Annotated in this window: 14 protein-coding genes and 1 tRNA gene; 5 read left to right on the top strand and 10 right to left on the bottom strand. The window is 44.7% G+C overall.

All coding sequences use genetic code 11. The annotated features are described in order from the left end of the window. Nucleotides 1-105: 105 nt before the first annotated feature. Nucleotides 106-2,877 (bottom strand): aconitate hydratase AcnA, encoded by a 2,772-nt coding sequence (gene acnA, locus F597_RS0101115; RefSeq protein ID WP_026326989.1) that lies wholly within the window; start codon nt 2,875-2,877, stop codon nt 106-108. Between the two features lie 268 nt (nt 2,878-3,145). Beyond that, a tRNA-Pro gene (locus F597_RS0101110) sits at nt 3,146-3,224 on the bottom strand. Between the two features lie 250 nt (nt 3,225-3,474). Between F597_RS0101110 and lpxD the strand changes: the two genes are divergently transcribed. The 5 genes from lpxD (at nt 3,475) to F597_RS0101085 (ending at nt 8,947) form a co-directional block, all read left to right on the top strand. After that, complete coding sequence (gene lpxD, locus F597_RS0101105; RefSeq protein ID WP_019537863.1) at nt 3,475-4,521, top strand: UDP-3-O-(3-hydroxymyristoyl)glucosamine N-acyltransferase; 1,047 nt, start codon at nt 3,475-3,477, stop codon at nt 4,519-4,521. A gap of 206 nt (nt 4,522-4,727) precedes the next feature. After that, the gene (locus F597_RS0101100) at nt 4,728-6,110 is read left to right on the top strand and encodes a bifunctional UDP-3-O-[3-hydroxymyristoyl] N-acetylglucosamine deacetylase/3-hydroxyacyl-ACP dehydratase (RefSeq protein ID WP_019537862.1); all 1,383 of its coding nucleotides are present in this window, start codon (nt 4,728-4,730) and stop codon (nt 6,108-6,110) included. Between the two features lie 20 nt (nt 6,111-6,130). Continuing rightward, nucleotides 6,131-6,919 (top strand): acyl-ACP--UDP-N-acetylglucosamine O-acyltransferase, encoded by a 789-nt coding sequence (gene lpxA / locus F597_RS0101095; protein ID WP_019537861.1) that lies wholly within the window; start codon nt 6,131-6,133, stop codon nt 6,917-6,919. A gap of 3 nt (nt 6,920-6,922) precedes the next feature. After that, entirely contained in the window at nt 6,923-7,945 is a 1,023-nt protein-coding gene (locus tag F597_RS0101090; RefSeq protein WP_019537860.1) for an agmatine deiminase family protein, read from the top strand. Nucleotides 7,946-8,074: 129 nt separating this feature from the next. After that, on the top strand, nt 8,075-8,947 hold the full coding sequence (locus F597_RS0101085; protein ID WP_019537859.1) for a carbon-nitrogen hydrolase: 873 nt from the start codon (nt 8,075-8,077) through the stop codon (nt 8,945-8,947). Nucleotides 8,948-9,026: 79 nt separating this feature from the next. Here F597_RS0101085 and F597_RS19875 read toward each other — a convergent pair whose 3' ends face one another. The 8 genes from F597_RS19875 to F597_RS0101045 form a co-directional block, all read right to left on the bottom strand. After that, nucleotides 9,027-10,436: a DUF6600 domain-containing protein gene (locus F597_RS19875; protein ID WP_019537858.1), complete on the bottom strand. Its 1,410-nt coding sequence runs from the start codon at nt 10,434-10,436 to the stop codon at nt 9,027-9,029. 185 nt (nt 10,437-10,621) lie between these two features. Continuing rightward, nucleotides 10,622-11,206, bottom strand: coding sequence for an electron transport complex subunit RsxA (gene rsxA, locus F597_RS0101075; RefSeq protein WP_019537857.1), 585 nt, complete (start codon nt 11,204-11,206; stop codon nt 10,622-10,624). 78 nt (nt 11,207-11,284) lie between these two features. Beyond that, a complete protein-coding gene (rsxE, locus tag F597_RS0101070) occupies nt 11,285-11,896 on the bottom strand; it encodes an electron transport complex subunit RsxE (protein WP_019537856.1) in 612 nt (203 codons plus the stop codon). Then, the gene (locus tag F597_RS0101065) at nt 11,889-12,608 is read right to left on the bottom strand and encodes an RnfABCDGE type electron transport complex subunit G (protein ID WP_019537855.1); all 720 of its coding nucleotides are present in this window, start codon (nt 12,606-12,608) and stop codon (nt 11,889-11,891) included. Before F597_RS0101065 ends, rsxE begins: the two co-directional genes overlap by 8 nt. Then, complete coding sequence (locus F597_RS0101060) at nt 12,601-13,566, bottom strand: RnfABCDGE type electron transport complex subunit D (protein ID WP_019537854.1); 966 nt, start codon at nt 13,564-13,566, stop codon at nt 12,601-12,603. The genes F597_RS0101065 and F597_RS0101060 overlap by 8 nt, the downstream gene beginning before the upstream one ends. Before the next feature lie 13 nt (nt 13,567-13,579). Beyond that, a complete protein-coding gene (gene rsxC / locus F597_RS0101055) occupies nt 13,580-14,917 on the bottom strand; it encodes an electron transport complex subunit RsxC (protein ID WP_019537853.1) in 1,338 nt (445 codons plus the stop codon). An 18-nt stretch (nt 14,918-14,935) separates the two neighbouring features. Further along, entirely contained in the window at nt 14,936-15,799 is an 864-nt protein-coding gene (locus F597_RS0101050) for a Fe-S cluster domain-containing protein (protein ID WP_019537852.1), read from the bottom strand. Nucleotides 15,800-15,862: 63 nt separating this feature from the next. Next, nucleotides 15,863-16,276 carry a SoxR reducing system RseC family protein gene (locus F597_RS0101045; protein ID WP_019537851.1) on the bottom strand — a complete coding sequence of 138 codons (414 nt, stop codon included), beginning with the start codon at nt 16,274-16,276 and terminating at the stop codon, nt 15,863-15,865. Nucleotides 16,277-16,550: the final 274 nt, after the last annotated feature.

The following is a 16,550-nucleotide window of genomic DNA, read 5'->3' as shown; positions in this document are numbered from 1 at the left end:
GAGTTTGTAAATTAAAAATAAATGGAGTTATCCTGACAGAAAAGCTTTCATGTCAGGATAACTTTTCTTTTTCGGATACCTTGACAACGGAGCGGCTTGTTGCCGTTATCTCCTGAGATACTCACGTAATACATATTGCAGAATACCTTCATTTTTGTAATACTCTATCTCAATATTGGAATCTAAACGTGCTTCAACCTGAAAACCAGTAACTTTTCCCGATGGATGCACCGCATTGACGTCAAGTATTTTATGGGGAATCAGATCATTCGCTAAACCGGTTATAGAAAAGGTTTCAGTCCCATCTAATCCCAGTGACTCAGCATTCTGTCCATTCATAAATACCAATGGTGCAACGCCCATACCCACTAAATTACTTCTATGGATTCGTTCGAAACTCTCGGCAATCACAGCTTTTATTCCTAACAGGAATGTCCCTTTTGCCGCCCAGTCTCTTGATGAACCGGAACCGTATTCTTTACCGGCCAGGACGATCAGGGCTGTTCCGTCGTTTTTATAGGACATTGCCGTTTCGTAAACGGTTTTCACTTCATTTGCCGGGAAATAAGTACTATATCCACCTTCTCTATTTGTAATTTTATTTTTGATGCGGACATTGGCAAAAGTACCGCGCATCATCACTTCATGATTACCCCTGCGAGAACCGTAAGAATTGAAGTCTGCCCGGATGACCCCGTGCTCCAGCAGATATTTACCTGCAGCACTATCTTCTCTGAATGAACCTGCAGGAGAGATATGATCGGTAGTTACAGAATCACCCAGATATAATAACACCCGGGCATTATGTATATCCTTTAATGGGGGCAATTCTTCACTCAACCCTTCGAAAAATGGAGACTCTTTAATGTATGTTGAATTTCTGTCCCATTCGTAATTCTGATCCAGGTTGACTTTCAGATTTTGCCAATCAGTAGAACCGTCAAAGATCACATCGTAGACCTGCTTAAAATCTTCGACCCTCATGCAGGCTTTAATTGTTTCTGTTATTTCATCCCTGTTGGGCCAGATATCTTTAAGATACACGGGATCACCATTCGGATCATAGTCCAGGGGATCTTCCATGAGATTGATATCTATTCTGCCTACCAATGCATAAGCAACAACAAGCATCGGAGACATCAGAAAATTCATCTTTACCTGTGGATGGACACGAGCCTCAAAATTCCTGTTACCGGACAATACTGACGATACAATCAATTCGCCCTTTTCCACAGCTTCGGCTATTTGGGGAGGAAGCGGTCCGGAATTTCCGATGCAGGATGTACAACCATATCCTACCGTATGAAAACGCAAAGCTTCCAGATCGGCATTTAGTCCGGAGCGCTCCAGATACTGTGTTACAACTTTAGATCCCGGAGCCAGAGAGGTTTTAACCCACGATTTCGTGCGTAATCCCCTCTTCACCGCATTTCTTGCCAATAATCCGGCTCCTACCATTACAGCCGGATTAGATGTATTGGTACAACTTGTGATGGCAGCAATAACTATACTTCCGTCACTTAATACAAACTCTTTATTCTTGTGTTTAATTCTTACTGATCGGATAGATTCCCTTTCTACCTCATAGGTGGTGGGTGCATTGACCGGAACCTTACCAAAAGTAAATTCTGTTCCCGAGCCCCCGTCGGCAAGCCAGGCGGATTCACGTCTGTCATGTACAGGATAATAAGACCTGGCATATTCTTTTTCCAGCAGAATCTGGAATTGCTTACCCAACTCTTTGACCAGGATTTTGTCCTGAGGACGTTTAGGTCCTGAAACAGTGGGTTGAAGTGTAGACAGATCAAATTCCACCAGTGAGGAATACTGAATATTTTCATTTCCTGTCCGCCATAACAGATTCTCTTTACAATATGTTTCGACAATCTCTACCTCTTCTTCCGTACGATTGGTTTGACGCATGTATTGCAAGGTGAGTTCATCAATCGGGAAATAGGTTACCGTACATCCGAATTCGGGCGACATGTTGGAAATAGTAGCTCTGTCGGTAACTGTTAAAGTGTCCAAACCATCACCAAACACTTCAACAAATTTCCCGACAACACCTTTGTCCCTTAACACTTTCGTGATCGACAATACCATATCGGTAGCGGTACATTGTTCCGGGATCTTTCCTGTTAACTTCAACCCTATTACTTCGGGACAGGTAAAGAAAATAGGTTGTCCAAGCATGGCTGCTTCTGCCTCAATCCCGCCAACTCCCCATCCAATTACTCCTATGCCATTCACCATAGGGGTATGAGAATCGGTGCCAACCAATGAGTCAGGGAATAGCCAACCATCACGGCTTATAATCCCCTTTGCTAAGTATTCCAGGTTAACCTGATGACAAATGCCCAATCCGGGAGGAACTACTGTGAAATTACGAAGCCCGTTCTGGGCCCATTTTAATAATTCGTACCGTTCCTTGTTTCTTTCATACTCTACTTGTACGTTTTTGTCGTATGAATAGTCCGTGCCGTAATAGTCAACCTGTACCGAGTGATCGATCACTAAATCGACAGGAATGGCAGGATTAATTTTCTGGCCATCTTTGCCATGCCGGATATATTCAGCGCGAAGTGAAGCCATGTCAACAACAGCAGGTACTCCGGTAAAGTCTTGCATTAGAATACGCGCCGGTTTAAAAGGGATATCCTTATCAACCGGGGCAGGTGACCAGTTAACCAACGTATTGATATGGTCATCTGTGATGCTAAACCCGTCATAATTCCGTAATACATTTTCCAATAGAATGCGGATACTGAATGGGAGATGTTCAACCTGACCATAAGGAAGGTCTTTGAGAGAACTGTAAAAGTAGTTTTTTCCTTTCACTGTAAGTTCCCGAAATGATTTTGATTTAGTTGTTTCCATAGCACATCTGTATAATATTCTAAACTTAACTAACAACGAAGTTAAGAAAAAGGTTTAAATATTTCTTGTGGGTGCGCTGATCTTATGCCCATTCCCGGAGGAATCGATTTATTGTCAAACAAGAAAGTGAACGTATCAAATTGCTGCTATAACTTTGTAATTTTATCTTATAAATAGAGCGAATTTATATCGAAATATATCGATATTTGAGGGTATAAATAAACAAAAGCGATTACGGTTTTTAATCGTAATCGCCTATTATGAATGTTGGTCGGGATGACTGGATTCGAACCAGCGACCACTCGCCCCCCAGACGAGTACTCTAAACCGGACTGAGCTACATCCCGAAAAAGTGAGTGCAAAAGTACCACATTATTTTTAATTCCGCAAATTTAGATTCTGCTTTGTTTAATGTATATTATGAATTTATTTATGATTGGATAAAAAAATAGTTGTTAATTTGCGGTTTAAAATATAAATAGAGAGATTGTTGATGTCTTTTTGAATTTCCATTGTTATGCTATCCGGATGGAGAAAATGATGAGTAGATTACTGCTGAAAGGCTTCAATATATTTAAAAAGAAATAGTTATATTCAATGACTTTCACTGCAAAGCAAATAGCCGATTTTCTGAAAGGTGAGATAGTCGGCAACCCGGAAGTAAAAGTTTCCAATTTTTCGAAGATCGAAGAGGGAAAAGCAGGTACTATCACTTTTCTCGCCAATCTGAAATATACTCCCTATATTTACAACACTGAAGCTGACATTGTGCTTGTAAACAATGATTTCGAGCCGGAGAAGCCGATCAGGGCTACCCTCATTAAAGTGCCCAATGCTTATGCCGCATTGGCCTCATTGATGGAAATGGTGAACAAAAGTACCCCTCGTAAGAGCGGTATTGATCCACTGAGTTTTGTTTCGTCTACTGCGATACTCAATGCAGATGTTTATGTGGGAGCGTTCGCCTATATCGGAGATCATGTTGAGATAGGAAATGACAGCAAGATCTATCCGCAATCTTATGTAGGAGATAATGTGAAGATCGGGAAAAATACGGTCATCTATCCCGGCGTAAGGATTTATCACAATTGTGTGATAGGCGATAATTGTATCCTGCATTCGGGTGCTGTGATCGGCGCAGACGGTTTTGGCTTTTCCAAAGAAGGGGAGATATATCATAAAATTCCCCAGTTGGGCAATGTAATCATCGAAGACGATGCGGAGATCGGAGCCAACACAACCATCGACCGTGCGGTGATGGGTTCTACTGTTATCCGTCGAGGCGTAAAACTCGATAATCTCATACAGATCGCACACAATTGTGAAATTGGTGAGCATACGGCTATGGCTGCACAGGTAGGTATTGCCGGTTCTACCAAGATCGGTGAAAATTGTGTGTTTGGCGGACAAGTAGGTATTGGTGGACATATTACTATTGGGAAAAATAGTCAGATAGGCGCTCAGTCCGGAATCATCAGTAATACCAAAGAGGGATCGGAAATTATCGGTTCCCCAGCTATGCCTGTGAAAAGTTTCTTCAAGTCAAGCATCATTATACCCAAGTTGCCGGATATGTACCGGCAACTGAATACACTTGAGAGAGAGCTGGCTGAACTGAAGAAAAAGCTTGAGGTCGGCGATTAAATCTCTGTTTTATTAAGAAATATACCACACATCTCACAAATTTAAAAAAGAATCTGTGCAATTGATCTTTGCATTAGGAAAATACATTTTATTGAACCGTAATGAGGTGAAATTGTTTAGTTGATGTTATCTTTGCACATAAATAGGAGAAATGAGAAATAAATTATGCTCCATAAGATACCTTGGACGATAGATAATTTTATTATATGAAACAGAAAACATTACAAAACAGCTTCACGTTAAGCGGTGTAGGTCTTCATACCGGATTGGATATTGTAGTTACTTTCAATCCTGCACCTGTAGACCACGGATATAAGATAAAAAGAATTGACCTGGAAAATCAGCCGGTGATTGAAGTGTTGGCGGAGAATGTAGTGAATACGCAGCGCGGGACAGTAATCGGTAAAGGTAATGTAACGGTAAGTACCATCGAACACGGACTTTCGGCATTGTTCGCCCTGGGTATTGACAATTGTCTGATAGAGGTTAATGCATCTGAATTCCCCATCCTTGACGGAAGCGCTGTTGAGTATGTAAGAGAAATCCGAAAAGCAGGTATTCAGGAACAAGACAAAGACAAGGATTTTTATATTGTACGCAAGAAGATCGAGGTATCTGATCCGGAAACCGGCTCAAAATTAACACTACTGCCCGACGATTCGTTTTGTATCAACTCATTTATTGAATTTGAATCTCAATATATTCCCAATCAATCGGCTTCAATGGATAACATTACCGATTATGAGACGGAGATTGCTCCTGCGCGTACTTTCGTATTTGTACGCGAAATCCAACAGTTACGCCAGGCCGGTCTTATCAAAGGAGGAAATCTGGATAATGCAATCGTAATTTATGAAAGGAAATTATCACAGAAAGAGTTGGACGATATAGCCGATGAGCTGCACGTCCCTCGTCATAATGCCGATGAATTGGGCTATCTGAACAGTCGTAAGTTGATGTTTCCCAATGAGCCTGCCCGTCATAAGCTACTCGATATTATCGGAGATATGGCTCTTATCGGTAAACCGATTAAGGGACGGCTTATTGCCACACGCCCCGGACACAAGATCAATAATCAATTGGCCCGGTTGATCCGTAAAGATATTAAAATCAATGAAGTGCAGCCACCGATATATGATGTGACCCAGGAGCCGGTTATGGATAATAATCGTATCCGGGAATTGTTGCCTCACCGTTATCCTTTCCTGATGGTAGATAAAATTATACAGATGACGGATAAGTTTATTGTGGGTGTGAAAAATATCACGACCAATGAACCTTTTTTTGTGGGACATTTTCCTCAGGAACCAGTGATGCCGGGGGTATTACAGGTTGAGGCTATGGCACAGACAGGAGGGTTGCTCGTGCTTTCCGGATTGGATGAACCGGAAAGATACTCTACCTATTTTCTCAAGATCGATAATGTGAAGTTCCGTCATAAAGTAGTTCCGGGTGATACCATTATCTTCCGGGTAGAACTTACCAGTGAAATGCGCAGGGGTATTGCTACTATGAGGGGATTGGCATTCCTTGGAGATAAAGTAGTTTCCGAAGCCGACTTCACAGCACAGATCATCAAAAATAAATAAGATAAACTAATTATATATATATGAACAGTGTTTCATCTTTAGCTTATGTACACCCGGAAGCTAAGCTCGGGGATAATGTGGTTGTTGAGCCTTTTGCATATATCGATGGTAATACCGAAATAGGTGAGGGCACCCGAATAATGACACACGCCACAGTATTGAGTGGGGCACGTATTGGAAAGGATTGTACCATCTTTCCTCACGCTACAGTGGCCGGTATCCCGCAAGACCTTAAGTTCAGGGGAGAAGATACGAAAGCTATTATAGGAAATAATACTATCATACGTGAATGTGCCACTATAAACAGGGGTACTGCCTCTAAAGGATTCACAAAAGTGGGATCAGACTGTCTGATTATGGCGTATAGCCATGTAGCTCACGATTGTGTCCTCAATGATCATGTGATCCTGGGTAATTCTACTCAATTGGCAGGTGAGGTGGAGATCGATGATTATGCGATCGTCAGCGGAGGGGTGCTGGTGCATCAGTTCTCCAGGATTGGCGCACATGTAATGATACAGGGTGGATCCAAGATCCCTAAAGATATCCCTCCTTATGTAATGGTTGGACGTGAACCTATTGTTTTTGTGGGGTTGAATGTGGTAGGGCTGAGACGTAGAGGTTTTACCAGTGAGCGTATCAACTCTATTCAGGAGATATATCGCTATTTGTACCAGTCCGGATTCAATGTTACACAGGCAACAGAACGAATTGAGAAAGAACTGCCTGAAACCGAAGATCGTAATCATATCCTGGAATTTATTCGTTCATCGAGCCGCGGTATTGTCCGGGGAAATATGGAGGGATAAAGCATGTCGGGGATTATTTTTCCGGCGGAATGGTATCCTCAGAGTGCTGTGCAGGTTACCTGGCCGCATAAAGAGACCGACTGGGCAGATGATCTGGAGGAGGTTACGGCTTGTTATATAGTGTTCTCAAAAGAGATTCTTAAACGACAAAAGTTACTGGTAGTCTGTTGCAATGCCGGTGAAATTGAGAAATATTTTTCGCAGGATGAGCAGAAAAATCTCATTTGTGTGGAGATAGAAAGTAACGACACCTGGACGCGGGATCATGGAGCGATCTCTCTTTTGATCGATGACAGACCTGCGATTTCAGATTTTGGATTCAATGGATGGGGTTTGAAATTTGCAGCCAACCGTGATAATCTGATTACAGGCAGGCTTTTCGAAAAAAGTGTTTTTCAACCCGGAGTAGCATACCGGAATAATTTACACTTCATACTGGAAGGCGGATCGATAGAATCTGACGGAAAAGGTACACTACTTACTACGTCGCAATGTCTGTTAGCCCCCAACCGCAATCAGCCGATGACGCAGGATGAGATTGACGATTATCTGAAACAATCTCTTGGCGCAGAACGTGTTTTATGGCTCCACTACGGTTATCTGGCAGGTGATGATACAGACAGCCACATTGATACGCTAGCGCGTTTCTGCGATGAACAGACCATTGCTTATGTGAAATGCGACGATCCTCAAGATGAACATTATGAGGAGTTGAGAATGATGGAAGAGGAACTGGAGTCTTTTGTTGCACATGATGGTCGGCCCTATCGCCTGGTCGGTCTGCCAATGGCTGATGCAGTATATCACGACGGAGAGCGTTTGCCGGCTACCTATGCTAATTTTTTAATTATCAACGGGGCAGTATTGATCCCGTTTTATGGTACTGAAAAAGATCAAATCGCAAAAGATCAGTTACAGAAAATTTTCCCGGATCGGGAGATAATCGGGGTTGATTGCAGGCCGCTTATCCGCCAACATGGCTCGCTCCACTGTGTAACCATGCAGTTTCCCATCGGGTTTCTCTGAAAAGTGGAAAGGTTGATTTACTGATGTGATGATTAGGGGAAAGGGAGACTGGGGAGATGAGGAGACTGGGTGATGAGATAAACCGGGACAAGTAATGATGATTAGATAATTGGTAATTGGTAATTTTATATGCGAGTAGGGATCATTCAACAGGCCAATACGCCCGATAGGGAAGAAAATATAAGGCGCTTACAGCAGAAAATCAGACAGCTGGCTCAGGAAGGAGCAGAGTTGATTGTAATGCAGGAGTTGCATAATGGCCTGTATTTTTGTCAAACCGAAGATACTGCTATTTTCAACCAGGCAGAAACTATTCCCGGGCCGTCTACCGATTTGTTCGGCCGGTTGGCAAGAGAGTTGGGGGTGGTTATTGTACTTTCCTTGTTTGAGAAGCGTGCTGCCGGCCTTTACCATAATACGGCGGTAGTGATTGAGAAAGACGGAACCATTGCCGGTAAATACCGGAAAATGCATATTCCTGACGATCCGGCTTATTACGAGAAATTTTATTTTACCCCCGGTGATCTGGGTTTTCACCCCATTGAGACGTCGGTCGGGAAGTTAGGTGTACTGGTCTGCTGGGATCAATGGTATCCCGAAGCGGCGCGCCTGATGGCCCTGTCAGGGGCAGAATTGCTGATCTATCCTACTGCCATCGGCTGGGAATCTACCGATTCCGAAGAAGAAAAACAGCGGCAACTCGATGCCTGGCTTACGCTACAGCGGGGACATGCCGTGGCTAACGGTTTGCCCGTTATCGCCGTGAACCGTACCGGCTTTGAACCCGACCCGTCAGGACTCACCAATGGTATCCAATTTTGGGGCAACAGTTTTATCTGCGGGCCACAAGGGGAATTTTTATATCGTGCCGACAGTGAAGAAGTTTCACATATTATTGAGATCGACAGGGAGCGTACCGAAAATGTGCGTCGCTGGTGGCCTTTCTTCCGGGATCGCCGTATCGATGAGTACGGCCAATTGACCAAACGATGGATCGATTGAATTTTTAGTAAATATGAAGTTGATAGAAAAAGGCCGCCCGATTTGAGCGACCTTTTTCTTTATATGCTTTTCAGTTTTTTTACCTTCGTCCGGAAGATCTGCCGGATCTGTTGGTTTCACTGCTGCTCCTTGTTGATGAAGTGCTTGTAGCGCTACTGTTTCTGCTTGAAGAACCGGAGCCCGATCTTACCGTGGAACTCTGGTTGTTGTTACTGGAAGAACTTGAACTCGAACGTGTCGTAGTAGCATTTCTGTTACCCGAAGAACTTTCTGACCTTACAGTAGTATTGCTATTACTTCTGGTGGAACTTTGCGGTGTAACTGTGGTACTCCGATCGTTGGATGAGTTGCTTCGCGTATTGGTTACCGAACTGCTGTTGTTCCTGCCGGAAGAATTCTCCTGAGATCTTACAGTGGTACTTCTGTCATTGCTACCGGATGGATTTTGTGATCTGACCGTTGTACCGCTATTGCTTCTGGTGGAACGTTCCGGTGTAACCGTGCTGCTCCGGGTGTTGGGTGAGCTGTTTCTTGTAGAACTCTCCGATGACCTTACTGCAGAGCTCCGATTCGTGGATGTTCCGCTCCGTGAAGTCGTTCCTTCAGAGACTCTTGTATTGCTGTTGCTGTTTCTGACAGTTCCGCTACTATTACTTCTTTCCGTACTTCTTCCGCTTACCGAAGATCTTGTATTAGAGGATCTGCTGTTGTTTGCATCAGGACGATAGACACTTACCGAATTACCACTGACCCTTGTCGCTCTGCCGGAACGGTTGTTATTGCTTTCGAGCCGACGTACCGTAGCCTTTCTGCCTGTTTCACGTTCGTAATCCCTGGCATTCGGGCCGCTGTAATAGCGGTTGTCATTATATATATAAGTATTATTGATGATAGTAGTCCTGTTGTAGATGGTAGGGCTGTACCTGTTATAATACCTGTGCATACTGCGATTATACATGTATCTTGAGGGTAGGAAAGTCCAGTAGTTGTGAGGAGCATTCACATGAATGTGTATATTGACGCCGGGACTCATCGGTGCCCAACCGTAATAACCACCTCCGCTTCTCCAGGTTACCCAGGCAGGTGCCCATTCGTAACCCGGCACCCATGCCCATCCGTAGTAGTCGTCATAGTACCACCGTCCGTAGTGGAAAGGCGCCCATCCCCAGGAGAAGTTCGACACCCAGGTGTTTCCGTAATCGGTCATCACCCAGTATCCATTGGTTGCATACGGATGAAAATCTCTACCTACATTGGGAATCCAGATGCGGCCGTAAGCGCGGTCGTTAATCCATCGACCGTGTGGTCTCAATTCGTTGTAGAATACGTTGAACGATATACCGCCTCCCTGATAGCCGTCGTCATAGTATCCCTCTTCGTAATAATACTCGTCATATCCCTGAGAGTAGACATAATTCTGAGAGGTTCCGCATGACCATATTACCAGTGCGATTACCGAGAGAATGAGGGGATGTCTTAAAGCTTTCATATCCGTAGTTATTAAAGGGTGTAACTTCACTTCTTTTCTTTAGCAGTATGACATCCTTTTCACGGAATGGTTTAACAATTCAAGATTTAATATTCAAGATTCAATATTCAACGCAAGTCGTTTAGGCTTCACCGAACGTTGTTTCAATCCACAATTTCATAATTCATCACTTAACCACTCAGGCACTACTTAAACACCTGGTCGATGCCGGAGAATCCCATAAACGCCATGGCCATGATGCCGGCGGTGATCAGCGCGAGAGGAATCCCTTTCATTGCCTTGGGAACCCTGGTCAGCGCCAGTTGCTCACGGATACTTGAAAAGATGATCAGTGCCATGGCATATCCTATGGCGGTAGCTACTGCGTAGATAACCGATTCCAGAAGATTATAGTCTTTCTGTATCACCAGAATCGCCACACCGAGGATCACGCAGTTGGTGGTGATTAGCGGCAGGAATACGCCCAGCGCCTGATAGAGTGACGGAGATATTTTCTTGAGCACGATCTCCACCATCTGTACCAGTGCGGCAATCACTAAGATAAAAGAGATAGTCTGGAGATATCCCAATCCTGAGGGTTCCAGAATACCTTTTTGCAGAAGGAATGTGACGATGGTAGCGATAGTCAGTACAAACGTAACGGCCAGCCCCATACCGATGGCAGTATCTACTTTTTTCGATACACCCAGGAACGGGCATATACCCAGGAACTGGGCCAGTACTACATTGTTTACAAATATAGCAACAATAATGATTCCAATAATTTCCATAATGCTTGAGCGTTAATTTCTATATAATTAGACTATCTCTCGCTATGGCATAGCTCAAACAAGTTTGGCTCTGCTCATTTAGCTTTTGGAGATAGGTGTTGCTTCTTTCTTTTGAAGTTTATTGAAAATAGCGATCAGAAATCCCAGCACAATAAAAGCTCCTGGTGCCAGTACAAATATCAACGAGCCGAATTGCTCGGGATAGATATTCAGTGAGAATATTTTTCCGGTACCCAGTAATTCACGTACAGCACCCAATAATGAGAGTGCAAACGTAAATCCCAGTCCGATCCCTACACCATCGAAAACCGATGAGATCACGCCGTTCTTTGACGCAAACGACTCTGCACGCCCCAGTACGATACAGTTCACCACGATCAGCGGGATAAATATTCCCAAACTATCGGCCAATGCCGGTACATAGGCGTTCATCAACATCTCGATGATCGTTACGAAAGTGGCAATCACTACGATATAGGCAGGAATACGTACCATGTCGGGGATCACGTTTTTCAGCATTGAGATTGCTGCGTTGGAACAGACCAGTACGAACATGGTTGCCAATCCCATGCTCATCCCGTTAATAGCCGAACTGGTGGTTGCCAGGGTGGGGCACATTCCCAGAAGCAACACGAAAATGGGGTTTTCTTTAATTATGCCATTTATAAGCACTTTGAGGTTATTATTCATTGTTGTTTCCTCCTTCCTGCGATGTTGTATCCTGTTCGTTGTTATTATTTGTTTCCGGCGAACTGTCCGATTGGGTGGTTTCCGTAATACCGGTTCCGGAGTGGGCGGCTGTACCGGTCATGTTTTCGTTTTTGCTTTCCAGATAGGCGGTATAAGCCCTGTTGACCGCTTCAAGAAATGCCCTTGAGGTGATAGTTGACGCGGTAATGGCATCTACATCTCCTCCGTCTTTCGAAACGGCCAGTGCACCTTTAGACAGGTCTCTTCCGATGATCGACTGTGACGGTTTCGCAGCATCCCTGAACCACTCCGACATCTTTGATCCTAATCCAGGAGTCTCGGCGTGTTGCAAGACCGAATAATTCACGATCTTGTGTTCCATATCAAAGCCTACCATGATCTGTATATTTCCGCTAAACCCATTATTGGAAAAGCTATTCAGTGCGTATCCCACAATTTGATCCCCCTTTTTTGCGGGATAAACCAGTAGAGAGTCGCCTTGTCCGTCAGGCATCGTGAACGCCTCTGCAGTCGGGTTGTTGTCAAATTCAGGCACTACTTCACTGATGGCATTCTGCAATTTCATCGCTTTGGCGTCTGCAATCGGTTTTGCCGTCATTTTATTCACCTGTGCCAGCAGTACAGCCACCGTAAGGCATATCAGCGACAGCGACAGGAACATATTTTTGAATGATGATTTTAATTTAGCCATGTTTCACTACCTCCCCGAATCGTTTTGGCGTTGTGTAATTGTTGATCAGCGGTGTAAAGGCATTCATCAGCAGGATTGCGAATGAAACCCCTTCCGGATAGGCTCCCCAAAGTCGTATGGCGACGGTGATAAAGCCGATTCCGACACCGTAAATAAGCATTCCCTTTTTTGTCATGGGCGACGTTACATAGTCGGTCGCCATGAAGACCGCACCCAGCATCAATCCTCCCGAAAAGAGATGGATCAGCGGGTTGTAGAGCGGGATGGGGTTAAAAATATAGATTATCCCTGTAAAAATGGCTACAGTAACCATAATAGAGACAGGGATATGCCATGTGATGACCTTCTTCCAGAGCAACCAGCCTAAGCCGAGAAGCAGTGCCAGGGCACTCATCTCACCGATGGAACCGGCTTCGGTACCAAAAAACATCGTTTGTAAAGATGGTAGCAGTTCCGGATTCGACTTCAGGTTGCCCAATACGGTCGCCGATGTGACGGCATCGACTGCACCGGCAATATCGGGTGCCGGCCAGACGGTCATCTGTGCCGGAAATGAGATCAGCAAGAATATACGTCCTGCGATGGCGGGGTTGAAGATATTATTACCCAGTCCTCCGAAAGACAATTTTACCACACCGATGGCGAACAGGCATCCCAATGCCAGTATCCATACCGGCAGGTTGGATGGTACGTTGAACGCCAGTAATACACCGGTAATGATAGCCGAACCGTCGAGCACGGTAGGTGTTTTCTTCATAATATATTTTACGATGAGATATTCAAATCCCACGCAAAAAAGCACAGCCAAAGCGGTAATGATCAATGCATCGAGCCGGAAGACATATAAAGCGACCAGGAACGCCGGAATAAGTGCAATAAGCACCCCGTACATGTTTTTTTCAATCGTGTCCCCGCTGTGTATATGAGGTGAAGGGGAAACAACCAGTTTGTTCTTCATATCTAAAGTTACTCTAAGCGTTAGTTTTTCTATTCCTGATGATTGTGTTTACTCTGCCTTTACCCAGTCTGATATAATCAAGCAGCGGGCGGTCTGCGGGACAGGTGTAACTGCACGAGCCGCATTCAATGCAATCGGTGATACGGTGTTTCTCCGCTTCGTCCCATACCTCGAACTCTGTCAGGTTCATCAGCAGGGTAGGATTCAGACCCATCGGGCAAACACTTATACATTTGGAGCAACGGATACAATCTTTCATTGCTTTCCGTTTTGCTTCCAATGTGGGGATGACCAATATGCCCGAAGTACCTTTAGTTACCGGTACATCGGTGTTTGCCAGCGCTTTTCCCATCATGGGGCCACCACTGACAATCTTGCCGGTAGTTTCCGGCAATCCTCCGGCAGCGTCGATCAGGTTACCGACCGGGATACCCACCCGTGAGAGGATGTTGCACGGTTGTTTTACATCCTTTCCGGTGACAGTTACTATCCGTTCAATCAATGGTTTATTCTTCTGCACTGCTTCATAAATAGCTAAAACAGTTCCTACGTTCTGTACCACTACGCCTACTGAAATGGGTAGGGCACCGCTTGGCACCTGTCGTCCGATCAGTGCGTCGATCAACTGTTTCTCCCCTCCCTGCGGATACTGTACCTTCAGCGCTTCCACACTGATACCGGGATATGTTTCTGCACATTTCCCGAATTTTTCGATAGCGTCTTTCTTATTGTTTTCAATACCTATGATGGCCTTGTCCACGTTCAATGCTTTCATCACGATGGTGATCCCCACCATGATCTCCTCTGTTCTTTCCATCATCAGCCGGTGATCGGACGTAAGCCAGGGTTCACACTCCACACCATTGATGATTAGTATTTCTGGTCTGGATCCCGGAGGAGGAGTCAGTTTTACATGGGTAGGAAAAGTAGCGCCACCCATACCGACAATTCCGGCAGCGGCAATCTTGTCGAGGATCTCCCTGGATGAGAGGTTACACTCTTTTTTAAGATCAGTTGAGCGATCGATCGATTCTTCCCATTCATCACCTTCCACTTTGATGAATACGGCATCGCGCCTGTACCCGCTTGCATCGATTGCTTTATCGAATTTTAACACGGTACCCGATACGGATGAGTGGATATTGGCCGAAACGAATCCTACGATCTTGCCGATAAGAGTCCCCACCTTCACGGTATCGCCTTTTTTTACCACGGGTTGGCAGGGAGCACCGATGTGTTGGCTCAGCGGAATAATTACCTGATTGGGAATAGCAATGGGTTGTATTGCGTTTCCGGCAGAGACTTTCTGTTCTTTCGGGTGAATACCGCCAATTCTGAACGTTTTTAACATATATAATATCCTTAAATCTTATGCGTCAACTGTAGCTTTTTCCTCTTTGGGTGATTTATCTTTCCGGGGTGGAAAGTTCAACTCTAAGATGGAATTGGTGGGGCAGACCGGTACGCATTTACGGCAGAGCCGGCATTTGTCGTCAATAATATAAGCCAGGTTATTTTCGATGGTAATGGCTTCAAACGGACAAACCTGTTGACATTTGCTGCATCCTATGCATGCTACTTCGCATGACTTGCGGGCTACGCCTCCTTTTTCTTCATTCACGCAACTCACATAGATCCGCCGTGATTTGGGTCCCTGTTTACGTAGTTCGATAATGTCTTTCGGACATGCTTTCACACAGGCTCCGCAAGCAGTACATTTGTCCTCCACCACTTCGGGAAGCATGGTCTCCGGATTGATGTGGATGGCGTCGAAAGTACAGGACTCTTCGCAGTCGCCCAGGCCGAGACAGCCGAAAGAGCATCCGGTATCTCCACCGTAAAGTGCTGCGGCAATAGTACAGTTGGAAACTCCATCGTAGAGGTTAGTCCGGGGACGGTGCTCACATGTCCCGCTACAGCGCACCACCGCTATCTTTTTCACAGCTACCGGGGCGGCCTGCCCCAGAATCTCGGCCACTTTGTCCATGGTCGCCTGGCCTCCTACGGGACAATTGAGTCCCTCTAACGTGTCGGCTTTTACGCAGGCCGATGCGAACGATGCGCATCCGGGGAACCCGCATCCCCCACAATTGGCAGCGGGTAAGGCATCCTGAACCTCCTGTATGCGAGGATCTTCTTCTACCTTGAATTTTTGCCCAATCAGGTACAATATGGCAGCGCTACCGGCACCAATCACACCTAACGTTACAACGGCTGTAAGTAATACACTCATGTTATATAATTAGCAGATTTGTTGATTATAATCATCACATCATTACATTGGTAAATCATCACATCAGTTTTCCCACTTTTTCAAGCTGAATTGAAACGAGTTTGCCATTTTTTTTCTCAGAAGATAAAGGATCAGGTAGTAGGGGATAAGAGCAACCATCGCAGTGATCGCCGCTTCCGTTTCATTGAAGTTCCATAACGATAAAGTGAGGATAAGCGTTAAAATGAGTATAATCAGCGGAAGAACAAATGCCCAGAAAACAGCCTTGTGACCCATTGATTCTTTTCCTTCGATAATCACCCGTTCATTTTCATGGAACCGGCCGGAAAAGTCGATTACCTCGACCAGCTTTTCTTTCGAGTCGGCAGCCATGCAGACCCCTTTGGCATGACATGCACTACAAGCCGATTGTTGCAGGATACGTACGGTCACCTGATTGTCGCTGATTTTCTCAATAATTCCTTCGTGTTCGATCATGAAACAATGGTAAAATGATCCTTATCTCTTACATCCAATTTGATGACAAAGTTAAGATTATTTTTGAGATAAGTAAAAGTTTTTTTGAACTTACTCATGGTTTAGACGTTATTAAGCGACCAAAGTATTCGGTATTCAATTCCTCATTCTGATAGTCCGATTCGGGATATAGATTTTATTTATGAGATAACCGCGATAAGTTTCTCTGAATTAGCCGAACATTTACAGAAGAGTATTTGTTAAAAAGTTGAATAGCGGTGCGGAACAGCTGGTT

The organism is Proteiniphilum acetatigenes DSM 18083 (genome assembly GCF_000380985.1).
Classification (GTDB): domain Bacteria; phylum Bacteroidota; class Bacteroidia; order Bacteroidales; family Dysgonomonadaceae; genus Proteiniphilum; species Proteiniphilum acetatigenes.
The sequence above is the reverse complement of the archived record's forward strand: the minus strand, read 5'-3'. Positions and strand labels throughout refer to the sequence as shown.

Excerpts from the sequence above, each read along its gene's own strand:
- F597_RS19875 (WP_019537858.1), bottom strand. The coding sequence starts at position 10,436 with ATGAAAGCTTTAAGACATCCCCTCATTCTCTCGGTAATCGCACTGGTA.
- rsxE (WP_019537856.1), bottom strand. The coding sequence starts at position 11,896 with ATGAATAATAACCTCAAAGTGCTTATAAATGGCATAATTAAAGAAAAC.
- F597_RS0101045 (WP_019537851.1), bottom strand. The coding sequence starts at position 16,276 with ATGATCGAACACGAAGGAATTATTGAGAAAATCAGCGACAATCAGGTG.
- F597_RS0101050 (WP_019537852.1), bottom strand. The coding sequence starts at position 15,799 with ATGAGTGTATTACTTACAGCCGTTGTAACGTTAGGTGTGATTGGTGCC.
- F597_RS0101085 (WP_019537859.1), top strand. The coding sequence starts at position 8,075 with ATGCGAGTAGGGATCATTCAACAGGCCAATACGCCCGATAGGGAAGAA.
- acnA (WP_026326989.1), bottom strand. The coding sequence starts at position 2,877 with ATGGAAACAACTAAATCAAAATCATTTCGGGAACTTACAGTGAAAGGA.
- lpxD (WP_019537863.1), top strand. The coding sequence starts at position 3,475 with ATGACTTTCACTGCAAAGCAAATAGCCGATTTTCTGAAAGGTGAGATA.
- F597_RS0101090 (WP_019537860.1), top strand. The coding sequence starts at position 6,923 with ATGTCGGGGATTATTTTTCCGGCGGAATGGTATCCTCAGAGTGCTGTG.
- F597_RS0101065 (WP_019537855.1), bottom strand. The coding sequence starts at position 12,608 with ATGGCTAAATTAAAATCATCATTCAAAAATATGTTCCTGTCGCTGTCG.
- lpxA (WP_019537861.1), top strand. The coding sequence starts at position 6,131 with ATGAACAGTGTTTCATCTTTAGCTTATGTACACCCGGAAGCTAAGCTC.
- F597_RS0101060 (WP_019537854.1), bottom strand. The coding sequence starts at position 13,566 with ATGAAGAACAAACTGGTTGTTTCCCCTTCACCTCATATACACAGCGGG.
- rsxA (WP_019537857.1), bottom strand. The coding sequence starts at position 11,206 with ATGGAAATTATTGGAATCATTATTGTTGCTATATTTGTAAACAATGTA.
- F597_RS0101100 (WP_019537862.1), top strand. The coding sequence starts at position 4,728 with ATGAAACAGAAAACATTACAAAACAGCTTCACGTTAAGCGGTGTAGGT.
- rsxC (WP_019537853.1), bottom strand. The coding sequence starts at position 14,917 with ATGTTAAAAACGTTCAGAATTGGCGGTATTCACCCGAAAGAACAGAAA.